We start from the raw sequence: 12,484 nt of genomic DNA, 5'->3' as shown, positions 1-12,484 counted from the left end.
TATTATACTTGCAATATACATTAGAATTAAAAATAGTTTTACTTTTATTGCAATATCCTAAAACTCGCAACCAAACCATCTATACTGTAAAAAAATATCAATCCGCAGATGCCCAGCGCTGGAACAAATTTGTAGCACAGGCAAAAAATGCAACCTTTCTACACGACCGTTCCTTTATGGAGTATCACAGCGATAGGTTTACAGATTACTCACTGCTGGTTTACAAAGGTGAAAAACTTGTAGCACTCTTTCCGGCAAATGCAGACGGAAATGATCTATACAGTCACCAAGGGTTAACCTATGGTGGTATTTTGCTTTCGCGAAAGCAAAAACTACAAGATGTCATAGCAATTACTCAAGAAATATTAAAGTATGCGCAGCAACAAGGCTTCACATCTTTATATCTAAAACAGCTTCCCACGTTTTATGCGGTGATGCCTAGTGATGAGTTTGAGTATATCGCACAATTACTCAGTGGAAGCTGTTACCGGGTAGATACTGCTTCTGTAATAGATTATAGGAATACATTATCCATACAATCTAATCGTATGGAAGGAGTGAAAAAAGCAGAAAGAGCAGGTCTGGTTATAAAAGAGGAAGTAGATTTTCACAACTTTTGGAACGAGATACTTGTACCTAACCTAAAGCAAAAACATCAATCACAACCCACACATACCCTAGAGGAAATAAAAAAGCTACAAGCTTCTTTTCCAGAAAACATAAGGCAGTTTAATGTCTATCATAATAATACGATAGTAGGAGGAGCAACTATATTTGAGACTAAAACCACGGCACACGTTCAATATATTTCGGCAGGAGGGAATAAGCAGGAGTTGGGAACGCTAGACTTTTTGTTTTATGAGCTCATAGAGCAAACCTTTGCACATAAAGACTACTTTGACTTTGGTATTTCAAACGAAGAGGGCGGCACAAAACTCAATAGGGGCTTATCTTACTGGAAAGAATGTTTTGGAGCACGTACCCACGTTCATAAATTCTATAAAGTTGCCGTGCAGAATCATTCACTACTTAATGATGTCTTGATATGATTCCATTTTTAGACTTAAAAACGATAAACGCACCTTATGAAAAGGAGTTTAAAAGTAAGTTCGATTCTTTTTTAGAGAAGGGATGGTACATTCTGGGCAACGAGGTGACTGCTTTTCAAAAAGAGTATGCGGCTTACTGTGGCACTCAATTTTGTATAGGTACAGCAAATGGCCTTGACGCCTTGAGACTCATTCTAGAAGGTTATAAAATACTAGGTAAACTACAAGAGGGTGATGAGGTGCTCGTTGCGAGTAACACCTATATCGCAACCATCATAGGTGTCAAACAAGCAGGATTAATACCTGTACTTGTTGAGGCAAATCTTGATACATTCAACTTTGATTATAGCGATTTAGAACAGAAGATCACTTTAAAGACAAGAGTGATTATGCCTACACATTTGTATGGCAGACTAACAGATATGGATAGGGTTAACGCTTTCGCGAAAGCGTACAACCTACTCACCGTTACAGATTGTGCACAATCACACGGGGCAATTACAGCATCTGGTAAGCGCAGTGGCTCTCTCGCAGATGCGAGTGGTCATAGTTTTTACCCCACAAAAAATCTTGGTGCTCTAGGTGATGCAGGAGCAATCACCACAAATGACAAAGCCCTAGCCGAAGTTGTAGAAAAATATAGAAACTACGGTTTTAAAGAGCGTTATGTCGCACAATATACTGGAGTAAATAGCCGCCTCGACGAACTGCAGGCTGCTTTTTTGAGAATAAAACTTAGAGATCTAGATACGCAAAACAGTAAGCGCATCGCTATTGCAAAGCATTATCTTGAAGGGATAAATAATGAACATATTATTTTACCACAATGGTCTGAGGGTAAGGATCACGTCTGGCATCTATTTGTAGTGCGCTGTGCGCAGAGGGATGCATTACAAGAACATCTCAAGGCAAATGGTATCGCAACGATTATACATTATCCAGTGCCGCCACACAAGCAAGAGGCTTTACAAGAGCTTGCATCTATGTCCTTACCGGTTTGCGAGCAGTTGCATAGTGAGGTGCTGAGTTTGCCTATTAGTCCATCACTTACTAAAACAGAGATTACCCAGATTATAAAAGCAATAAACGACTTTAAATGCTAGGTAAACTACGTAGCGGCATTGCAAATAATCTTTTACTTAAGATTACTTCTTTTAATGCAATAAGTGTGGGCTTACAAATACTGGGGGGTCTTATCACGTCAAAGCTTATCGCTATTTATCTAGGAGAACGCGGTATGGCATTGCTGGGTTATTTACGCAATTTTATGACCACCACGCAAGCAGCTGGTAATCTAGGTTTGTCTAACGGGATTGTAAAGTATGTTGCCACAGGTGATGAGGAACGTCATCCATTATCAAAGTTACTGTCTACTGCTGTCATCGTGAGTTTGATCGCTACCATTATTGTCTCGGGGATTTTATATGTAGGTGCTGCTTATTTTAATACTCAGATTTTTGGCGATGAGGCACAGTACACATATGTGTTTAAATGGCTAGCAATAGCGCTACCGTTTATAACGCTTAACGGAATTTTGCTAGCTGTTATTAATGGACAGTCGGCTTATAAGAAGGTGGTGAAGATTCAAATCTTTTCTAACCTGATAGGTCTTGCCATAACCATCTCAAGCATCATATACTATGGTGTACAAGGAGCACTATTTGCGCTAGTTGTCAGTCCGGCGGTGATTCTTATGATTACCCTAGTTGCTTTAGGAAAAGAAGGTAATGTATTGAAAAGCATCTCATTCTCAAAATTTGATACTGGCGCTCTTCGTAAACTAGGGTCTTACACGCTTATGGCCTTATTTTCTATGATTGTGTTACCGCTGGTATATATCGCTATGCGTAGAGAGATAGGAGAGGGAGCTGGTTACTGGGATGCTATGACACGCGTGTCAGACTACTATTTTAAGTTTGTAGCGACATTAATGACCTTATATATTTTGCCTCAATTATCAAAAGCCACCACAAGCAGTGCTTTTAGAAAAGAGATTTTCGGGTTTTATAAAACTATCTTGCCCCTGTTTGGGCTCGGGTTGTTGCTTATTTATTTTTTGCGTTCATTTATTGTTCAGTTATTATTTACTGAAGATTTTATGCCTATGACCTCATTGTTTAAATGGCAGTTGCTAGGAGATTTTTTTAAGGTTGCCTCACTAGTGATAGGATACCAAATTATTGCCAAAAACAATCTCAAATTATTTCTCATTACCGAGGTGATCTCCCTTGTTATAATTTATACTTCTGGAATATACTTTGTGCAAATTTTTGGCGCAGAGGGTGCTACAATGGGACATTGTTTAAGTTATTTTATGCATTTATTGGTATTACTGTTTATCTTTCGGGAACCGCTTTTTACAAAAACGAATGAGTAGCCTAGGTAACATATTACAATCATTTAGAATCTGGAAGTACAAGTTGCTCTCACAGACTACCTATGTAGACGGCAAACCTATGCTTTATCAACCCGCACAACTTAATGGGAAGGGTGTGATACGCTTTCGCGAAAGCGTACAAATAGGTGTTATTAATTCTCCGTCATTTTATAATACCTATGCTTATATCGAGGCAAGAAAGGAGGGAAGTGAGATTGTTTTTGGGAACAACGTTGCGATAAATAATAATTTTTGTGCCATAGCAAACGAGGGAACGATTGTGATAGGAGATGATACAACAATAGGGCTTAATTGCTCCATTTATAATTGTAATTTTCACAGTCTTGACCCCACCAGACGCCGAAGCGATACGGGACCAAGTGCCGCAGTAACGATAGGTAAAAATGTTTTTATAGGCAATAATGTGAGCATCTGGAAAGGCGTTTCAATAGGTGATAATGCCGTGATTGCTGCTGGAAGTGTTGTGACATCTTCGGTAGCTGCGGGAGGTACATTCTCTTAGTTATGTAGCTTGCCAGGTCTTAAGATATTGTTGGGCGACTTTTGTGTAGTGGTGATGGGTTTTTATAAAGTGATGTGCGTTCTCACTTATCTCTTCAAGAAGCGCAGGTGACGCTATGAGCTTTTCTAGATTTGCCACAATTTCATTTACATCTGGTGTCGCATCTATAGCCACAGTTTTATCTAATTGATATTGTGCTTTAAAATGCGTACCAGCACCAGTAAAGACTACCTTAGCTTTTGCCATAGACTCCAGCGCATTGTAACCTTGATCGTGGGCATAAACTTGATCTAGCACAATATGTGCTTTATTATAAGCGGTAATATATTCATCATACGGTAGATTTTCTGTGGTGATGATGTTTACCTTCTCGTTGTATTTCTTGTTTATAATTGTAAGCGCTTGCTCAAAAAGGTCATTTCCTTTTTTGTAATAGTTATTTCTATTAATCCCGTGAAAGATGGTAATGGGGTACGTAAACGCAATCTCCTGCTTAGGTATCTTATCTACGTTAATAGGGTTTGGGATGAGCCCTTTGTATAAACAATGACCTTTAAGAGGGAAATGATAATCAAGATCTGTCGCAATCACACCATCTACAAGCTTATATAGTGCCGTGTGTAATTTTTTATAAGCGGGTGCTAGGTACTTGAGCGCTGGGGCAAAAGATGTTTTTGTGAGTTTACCTTCCTTATAGGGTGTGGCAATTGTGTATGGCAACTCGTCTGTAAAAGCGTGGGTAACACTTATGTGATCTGTACCGCAAGAGAGGAGAAAGAGTTTTTTATTATGCGCTTTGAGATACTTTGCTATCTCAAGTTCTAATGACGGTGTGGTGTTAAAACTAGACTCGTTAATAAGTTGCACCACGTCATAACCAGAAAGTTGAGGTTTTAATTTTGTAAAATGGTTATGCAGTGATTTTTCTGAAATATCAATACCGGTTAATTTAAGAATGCTCAGTTTTAGCTTCTTTTTCCAGCCAGAGGTATAACCTCTTTCTAGTGTGATGTCTACGGGGAATTTTTTAAAACCATCGCCAGAACCCACAAGGGTAACCTCGTGACCTAATGCGGTGAGACCTTCTTTGAGAGAATTATGAAGTCGGCTGTATTCGCCTACGAGTAAGATGCGCATTGATTATATTTGGTAAACAAAAAACTCCTTCTGTTGCCGAAAGATACTCATAAAAAAATTGCACTTGTTACCATCTCCTTATCTGGTGGTGGAGCAGAGCGGTCTACGGCATTTTTATCACAGGTACTCACAGGTCTTGGGCATACGGTACATATCATCTGTATAAGAGATGGAGTTTCTTATCCCTATGAAGGAACATTATTTAATCTAGGAGCAGATAAGCGTGAGGAGGACGGCCTAGTAACAAAGTATAAGCACCTCAAAAGATTAAAGAATTATTTACATAATGAGCAGTTTGATCTTATTATAGATAGCAGGTCTCGATCTTCTGCCTTAAAAGAGTGGGTATACACCAAGTATATTTATAAAGCCCAAAGCGTACTTTATATGGTGCGAAGTGCTCGATTAGAAACATATTTTCCAGCACCAGATATGCTTGCAAAATGGTTTTATGGTAAGAGTCATTTTGTAGGAGTTTCAAAAAGTATTGCTGCAAGAATTAAAGCGAGATACGGATTTAAGCATATTCACCAGGTGTATAATCCTATCCCAAAAATGACTTTTGGAGAGAGCAATGTAAGCCTTCCAGAGACGTATCTTTTAGGGTATGGACGACTGGTAGATGATGTGAAGAACTTTAGTTTGATGATTTCCGCTTTCGCAAAAGCGAACTTAAAACTACCTCTAGTGATTATGGGAGATGGTCCAGATGCCAAAAAGCTAGCAACACTCTCAAAATCTCTGGGAATAAATGATAAAGTTATCTTTATAGGGCATCAATCTAATCCTGCACCTGTAGTGGAGCGAGCCTTGTGCACCTTACTCACTAGTCACTACGAAGGCTTCCCAATGGTACTCGTAGAGTCACTAGCACTAGGCACTCCAGTTATAAGTGTAGATTGTGACTCAGGACCAAGAGAGATTGTGCAAAACGGTATAAACGGTATGCTAGTAGCAAATTATGATGAGGTGGCTTTAAGTACCGCCATTCGTACATTTGTGCTAGATGGCGAGCTTGCCAGTAGATGTCAAAAAAATGCGCAAAAAAGTGTAAAACATCTAGCCGCAGAACACATCGCTCTAGACTGGAAAAAATTACTAGATAGCTTATGAAAAACCTGATAGAAATACCAAGAATTACAGACCCCAGAGGCAATCTAGCTGTGATAGAAAAAGAGGTGTTACCTTATGCTATTAAGCGTGTGTATTATCTACACGATGTGCCTAGTGGAGCATATAGAGGAGGTCACGCTCATAAGGAGTGTAAGGAGTTGCTCATTGCTGTAAGTGGGAGTTTTGAAGTAGTGCTTGATAATGGAAAAGAAAAGGAGCGTGTAATGCTTAATAAGCCTAATCAAGGCTTGCTTATTGATGTAAATATCTGGCGAGAGTTAGAAAACTTTTCTTCTGGAGCAGTATGTCTCGTGCTGGCATCTCACGAGTATGATGAAGATGACTATATACGTAACTATGAGAATTACAAATCCCTAAAAAGCTGAGAGTTTGAGTCCAGCCCTTTCAAGCAAGCTTTGACTCTTAAAAGCAAGACGTAAGGCGTAGGTGGGTAGACTTAATAAAAACCGTTGTTTATTATTAAGGTTATTTATATCAAGATGCTCTAGATAAGTGTTTACTTCTTTCTCTTGACCCCAAAGTCGCGCTCTTATGATGAGCGAGTACCTATTGAGATCTATGAATCTTTTGAGTCCTTTGTTTGTTTTTTCTTCTTCTAAATATGCTAGATAGTCTGGTCTATCTTTTACCGAGCGAGTTCCTTTATAAAGGCTTTGTGGCGCATAGCGATAGGTTGCACACGCTTTTGTGCTAAAGGCTATTCTGTATTGTAAACCTATGCGTATCCACAAGTCGGTATCTTGACCGCTTTTTATCTTTTCATTAAAATAGCCTACATCCTCACATACAGAACGGTGAAAAACTGTTGAGCTGCTTGTAAGAAGTGTGTTTTTATAACTGCTTGTAAAGTAATCAAGGTCTAGAAAAGGTTTGTTGTCTGGATTGTCAAAGCTATAACTGTTAGGTCTTGTTGCGTTTTTATATTCCTTAAGCACGGCTGTTGCAAATACATAGTGCTCGGGATATACATTAATAAGAGCTGTGATTTCCGCTAAGTAGGAGGGAGCCCATAAATCATCACCATCTAGCAGTGCGATAAACGATCCTCTGGCAGATTTTATGCCTATGTTGCGTGCAGCACCTGCTCCTACATTTTCTGCAAGCGGGAGATATGTAATTTTTTCTGAGGCTATGGATTTTATGACAGCATCACTACCATCTGTAGAGCCATCGTTTACTACTATAATTTCAAAGTCTTGAATGCTTTGCTTTAGTACACTCTCTATGGTCTCCTTTACAAAAGGGGCTTTGTTATATACCGTAATGACCACAGAGAATTTAGACATTTTTTCGACTTTTTATGTAGTAGTTGAGCCTGAATAAGTCAAACAGAAATAACGAAGGTCTATTACTCACGATGTTGTTTTGTATGCCTAATTTAAAGAGGCTAAAAATTGTAGTATATACAAAGTCTAGACGGAGTTTTTTTAATTTTTGATACGCTTGTTGTAGTGATGTGAAGTCTCTGCTTACACTCCCGCTACGCTCATAATGTATGAGCGTGTCAATAGCCTGTAGTGACTTGTCTAGAAATATCAAATTCTCTTCAAGACCCGTATGTACAATAGGATTATCTATGTGTAAAACAGTAATTTTTTGATGATAAATCTGGTAAGAGAATATATTGTCAAGTCCGTAGCGCCTGCTCTCTACAATGTTTAGACTAAAGAACACTTCTTTTTTTACAAGTATATTTTGAGAGATAATATACGATGGGTTTTTCATTCGTATTTCGGGATTTTTTGACTCTCGTTTTATACCGTACTTCCAGCGTAGCTCTTTGTTTTTTGGTGGTATGTCTACATATGAAGTACCCCCTACTATGATAGAGTTGTCACTTTGTAATGCTGCTAGGTAGTTTTTGATAAATTGCTTGTTCTCAATGAGAACATCTGCATCAAGAAAGAGAAGCCAGTCATACTTTGCGTTTTTGGCAAGCTTTGACCGCGTGGCTGTTCTTCCTAGGTTGGTTTTATTTATGAGTGCTTGAACGTAGGGTTGTGCGGTGAGTGCACTATTTTGCTCTTGGTATATGGTTGAGGCATCCTCACAAAAAATAAGTTCATAGACTACTCCTGCCTCTCGTGTCTGATCAAGAAGCGATGTGACAAGTGCAGTGATGTCTGTATTATATGTCGGGATAAGAATGGAAAGCATACCTGCAAACGAAAATACAATATTAAGATGATGTATACCTACGCTTATAAAAACGGTAGTCGGCAGCTTGTCTTGGTAAAAGGATTATACAGTCTTTTGTACAACTTCAAAAACCTTGTTGCCGTCACATTTTAATGTCTTAGAAGGGTATTTAAGTAAAAGTGCATAGTCGTGTGTTGCCATAAGGATGGTATTGCCGTTTTTATTAATCTCCTGCAATACTTCCATAACCTCTACACTCGTTTGTGGATCTAAGTTACCTGTAGGCTCATCTGCCAGAATAAGTTCTGGGTCATTAAGCAAAGCACGGGCAATGGCGATACGTTGCTGCTCACCTCCAGATAGCTGGTAAGGATATTTAAAGCCTTTACTTTTCATCCCTACTTTATCGAGAACGGCATCTATTTTTGCCTCCATAGCTGTTTTATCTTTCCAGCCGGTAGCCTTGAGCACAAATTTTAAATTTTCTATTACCGTACGGTCATTCAGCAATTTAAAATCTTGAAAAACAACGCCCAGTTTACGACGTAAGAAAGGAATATTCTTTTCTTTAAGTCCGTTAAGGTCTACGCCCACTATGTTTCCTTTACCCTCTGTGAGCGGAAGGTCACCGTAAAGCGTTTTCATAAAACTACTTTTTCCAGACCCTGTTTTACCTATGAGGTACACAAAGTCACCTGGCTCTATGGTGACATTTACTTCAGAGAGAATGAGGTTTTCTCGTTGGTAAATTGCGGCGTGTGATAATTGAAGTACGGGTTGTGACATAAGTTTTGGTCTGAGTTTCAAAGTAACGGAATTTAGATGAAAGTGTTTTATGACCTTTTAAAAATTTCTTTAAGTATCTCAGGTATATGATGCTCAGTGCTATTTGTATTAATTAAACAAGATTGTTAAAAACCCTTTTTACAACTTCACATAATTAACAAAGATTTAGGTCGTTATCTTACTGTAAGAAAGATAACTTTGAAGAGGTTAGAAAAGAGCGTTTTTACGCTTTCGCGAAAGCGTAATTCTTCCCACATAACATCAATAAAACAACTCATAACTATGCATAAAATCAAGTATGTACTTGTTGCATTATTTTTATACACCAGTATTGCGGTAGGGCAACAATCTGCAATTTATACAAATGACCTCGCTCAGTTTAATAAGGCACTGTCGTTATACAATAGCAAGCAGTACCTAGCATCTCAAACACTTTTTGAAGAGGTAAAAGCAAAGACTGATGATACAACGGTAAAAGGTGACTGTGCTTATTATATTGCAAATGCCGCTGTGAGACTCAACCAGCAAGGAGCAGATAACTTGATGCTGGCTTTTGTGACAGAGTACCCTACAAGTACAAAACGCAATAGTGCTTTCCTAGACGTAGCACAGTATTATTTTGAAAATGGCAAGTTTGCTTATGCACGTAAATGGTATGATCGTGTAGATGAGTCAACACTCACAGAGGGAGAGAAGGAGACTTTTTACTTTAATAATGGGTATGCTTATTTTAAGAGTAAGCGTTTTGACGAAGCAAAAAAATACTTAAATCGTGTGCGCGATTCTCAAAAATACGGAGCACAGGCTAAGTATTATATCGGTTTTATGGCATATGAAGGAGATGACTATGAGCAGGCAAATGAACTTTTTGATGAGGTAGAAGCTGAGAGTGGAGGGGCTTATAATGAAGACCTTGCCTATTTTAAAGCAGACCTTAATTTTAAACTAGGAAAATTTGATCAAGCCATCACAGAGGGTAAATCTCAGCTCGCAAATGCAAACCCAAAAGAGAAGTCTGAGCTTAACAAAATAATAGGTGAGAGTTACTTTAACCAGAATAAATATAGCGAGGCATTACCATATCTTAAAGAGTATAAAGGTAAACGCGGTAAGTGGAATAATACAGATTACTACCAGCTAGGATATGCTTATTATAAGCAAGGAGATTATGCAAGCGCTGTAAATGAGTTTAATAAAATCATAGACGGTAATAACAGCGTTGCACAAAATGCTTACTATCACCTTGCACAATCGTACATAAAGCTTGATAAAAAACAAGAGGCACTTAACGCATTTAAAAATGCGAGTGAGATGGACTATAATGAGACTATAAAAGAAGACAGTGGTCTCAATTATGCAAAGCTTAGCTATGAGATAGGTAATGCATATAAGCCTACACCTACTGTTATAGCAGATTATATGGAGGCGTATCCAAAATCTCCGGCAAAAAGCGAGCTAGAGTCATTACTTATAGATTCTTACATCACTTCAAAAAACTATAAGGAGGCAATGCAATTACTTGAGAGCAATAACAGCTTTGATAATAAGACAGCTTACCAGAAGGTAGCCTTCTTATATGGGCTTGATTTATATAACGAAGGAAAATTTCCAGAGGCTAGCGCTGCCTTTACAAAGTCGCTTAAAGAACCACAAGATCCATTATACGTTACAAGAGCAACCTACTGGAAAGCAGAGAGCGATTATATTGCAAATGATTTTAAGGAAGCCATCATAGGGTATAAACAATTTTTAGGAAGTAGTAATGCTGCCAGTACTCCAGAATATGGTGATATAAACTACAACCTAGCCTACGCATATTTTTCTGATAAAAATTATGAGCAAGCAGCCAACTATTTTGAAAATTATACAAAAGGAAATGTACAAGATAGAACACGACTTAACGACGCCTTTCTTCGTCTGGGAGATAGTCGCTTTATAAGCAGTAAGTACTGGCCAGCGCTAGAGGCATATAATAGTGCGATTGCTCTTAATGAGACAGATCAAGATTATGCGACTTTTCAGAAGTCTATGAGCTACGGTTTTATAAAAAAGAATAGTGACAAGATAGCGGGTCTTAAAAGTTTTGCAACTAAGTTCCCTAGGTCTACCTATCGTGATGACGCTTTATACGAGCTAGGTAATATGTATGTCTCACAAAATAATAATGACCAGGCCATTGCGGCTTATGATAAGCTTGTAAGGGATCTACCGGGTAGCTCATACGTGTCAAAAGCACTGCTCAAAAAAGCACTTATTCTTGATAATAACAACAACTCAGATGAGGCGTTGCGTATACTACGTGGTGTTGCGGCAGATTATCCCGGTACGCCAGCAGCACTACAAGCAGTGACTACTGCAAAGCTTATTTATATAGACCTAGGTCGTGTAGATGAGTACGGCCAGTGGGTGAGCACGCTAGATTTTATAGATGTTGAAGATGCAGAACTAGATGATGCTGCATATGCCTCTGCAGAGAAGCAGTATGTAGAAAATAATATAAACCAGGCATCACGACTCTTTGAGGAGTACCTTACTAATTATCCTAATGGTCAGCACGCGTTACAAGCTCATTTTTATGTGGGTCAGATCGCTTTCGCGAAAGCGGAATACCAACAAACCATACCACACTACAAGTTTGTAATAGATAAAGAGCGTAGTGAGTTTACAGAGCAGGCACTGGCAAGACTGGGACAAGTATACCTTACTGCCGAAAATTATGTAGAAGCCATCCCAGTATTACAACGACTAGAAACAGAAGCAGACTTCCCGCAAAACATCATTTTTGCACAATCTAACCTTATGAAATCATACTATGAGGGCGATGATTATAATCAAGCGGTAATCTATGCTACAAAAGTGCTAGCAAACTCAAAAATAGACAACACAGTAAAAAGTGATGCTCAAATTATCATTGCACGTTCTTCTATAAAAACAGGAGATGAGGTAAGAGCAAAAACAGCCTATGCAGAGGTGCAAAAAATTGCAACAGGTTCTCTAGCGGCAGAGGCTTTATATTATGATGCTTATTTTAAAAATAAAGCAACAAGCTATGAAGCGTCTAACGTTGCTGTTCAAAAACTAGCAAAAGATTATAGTGGTTACAAAGAGTATGGAGCAAAGGGTCTTGTGCTTATGGCAAAAAACTTTTATGCGCTAGGTGATGCTTATCAAGCTACTTATATACTTGAGAGTGTAATCACAAACTTTGCAGATTATCCAGAAACGGTAGAAGAAGCACAAACGCAACTTGCTATTATAAAAGAGGCAGAGGCAAGAACAAATGCTTCTGTAGAGAAAGGATAATAGTAGTAGTACAATATATATTTAAACACGTTAGTC

11 protein-coding genes are annotated in these 12,484 nt (G+C 38.5%); 7 read left to right on the top strand and 4 right to left on the bottom strand.

The genetic code is table 11. The features are described 5' to 3' along the window. The first annotated feature begins 47 nt into the window (after nt 1-47). From ABVM49_RS00120 to ABVM49_RS00105, 4 genes are read left to right on the top strand one after another with little or no spacing between them, the layout of a single operon-like run. Nucleotides 48-1,049: a GNAT family N-acetyltransferase gene (locus ABVM49_RS00120; RefSeq protein WP_405202526.1), complete on the top strand. Its 1,002-nt coding sequence runs from the start codon at nt 48-50 to the stop codon at nt 1,047-1,049. Continuing rightward, nucleotides 1,046-2,152 carry a DegT/DnrJ/EryC1/StrS family aminotransferase gene (locus ABVM49_RS00115; protein ID WP_405202525.1) on the top strand — a complete coding sequence of 369 codons (1,107 nt, stop codon included), beginning with the start codon at nt 1,046-1,048 and terminating at the stop codon, nt 2,150-2,152. The genes ABVM49_RS00120 and ABVM49_RS00115 overlap by 4 nt, the downstream gene beginning before the upstream one ends. After that, a complete protein-coding gene (locus ABVM49_RS00110) occupies nt 2,146-3,426 on the top strand; it encodes an O-antigen translocase (RefSeq protein WP_405202524.1) in 1,281 nt (426 codons plus the stop codon). Before ABVM49_RS00115 ends, ABVM49_RS00110 begins: the two co-directional genes overlap by 7 nt. After that, nucleotides 3,419-3,949: a DapH/DapD/GlmU-related protein gene (locus tag ABVM49_RS00105; RefSeq protein WP_405202522.1), complete on the top strand. Its 531-nt coding sequence runs from the start codon at nt 3,419-3,421 to the stop codon at nt 3,947-3,949. Before ABVM49_RS00110 ends, ABVM49_RS00105 begins: the two co-directional genes overlap by 8 nt. On the opposite strand, the gene ABVM49_RS00100 is transcribed toward ABVM49_RS00105, so the two are convergent. Further along, nucleotides 3,950-5,086, bottom strand: a complete 1,137-nt coding sequence (locus ABVM49_RS00100; RefSeq protein WP_405202521.1) for a glycosyltransferase — start codon at nt 5,084-5,086, stop codon at nt 3,950-3,952. It lies immediately after the preceding gene. Nucleotides 5,087-5,119: 33 nt separating this feature from the next. Here ABVM49_RS00100 and ABVM49_RS00095 point away from each other — a divergent pair, with 33 nt between their 5' ends. Next, nucleotides 5,120-6,199 (top strand): glycosyltransferase, encoded by a 1,080-nt coding sequence (locus ABVM49_RS00095; RefSeq protein WP_405202520.1) that lies wholly within the window; start codon nt 5,120-5,122, stop codon nt 6,197-6,199. After that, complete coding sequence (locus tag ABVM49_RS00090) at nt 6,196-6,585, top strand: FdtA/QdtA family cupin domain-containing protein (protein WP_298354347.1); 390 nt, start codon at nt 6,196-6,198, stop codon at nt 6,583-6,585. Before ABVM49_RS00095 ends, ABVM49_RS00090 begins: the two co-directional genes overlap by 4 nt. On the opposite strand, the gene ABVM49_RS00085 is transcribed toward ABVM49_RS00090, so the two are convergent. The 3 genes from ABVM49_RS00085 to ABVM49_RS00075 all read right to left on the bottom strand — a co-directional run bounded on the left by ABVM49_RS00085 (nt 6,574) and on the right by ABVM49_RS00075 (nt 9,145). Beyond that, nucleotides 6,574-7,506: a glycosyltransferase family 2 protein gene (locus ABVM49_RS00085; protein ID WP_405202519.1), complete on the bottom strand. Its 933-nt coding sequence runs from the start codon at nt 7,504-7,506 to the stop codon at nt 6,574-6,576. The two genes, ABVM49_RS00090 and ABVM49_RS00085, sit on opposite strands and share 12 nt — an antisense overlap. Beyond that, nucleotides 7,499-8,377, bottom strand: a complete 879-nt coding sequence (locus ABVM49_RS00080) for a glycosyltransferase family 2 protein (protein ID WP_405202518.1) — start codon at nt 8,375-8,377, stop codon at nt 7,499-7,501. The genes ABVM49_RS00085 and ABVM49_RS00080 overlap by 8 nt, the downstream gene beginning before the upstream one ends. 84 nt (nt 8,378-8,461) lie before the next feature. Further along, entirely contained in the window at nt 8,462-9,145 is a 684-nt protein-coding gene (locus ABVM49_RS00075) for a cell division ATP-binding protein FtsE (protein ID WP_405203691.1), read from the bottom strand. 282 nt (nt 9,146-9,427) lie between these two features. Here ABVM49_RS00075 and ABVM49_RS00070 point away from each other — a divergent pair, with 282 nt between their 5' ends. Continuing rightward, nucleotides 9,428-12,448, top strand: a complete 3,021-nt coding sequence (locus ABVM49_RS00070) for a tetratricopeptide repeat protein (protein ID WP_405202517.1) — start codon at nt 9,428-9,430, stop codon at nt 12,446-12,448. Nucleotides 12,449-12,484: the final 36 nt, after the last annotated feature.

The sequence above is a fragment of the Dokdonia sp. LLG6352-1 genome, from assembly GCF_045055815.1.
GTDB classification, from domain to species: Bacteria; Bacteroidota; Bacteroidia; order Flavobacteriales; family Flavobacteriaceae; genus Dokdonia; species Dokdonia donghaensis.
Note: the sequence above shows the minus strand (reverse complement) of the source record. Positions and strands in the feature narration are given on the sequence as shown.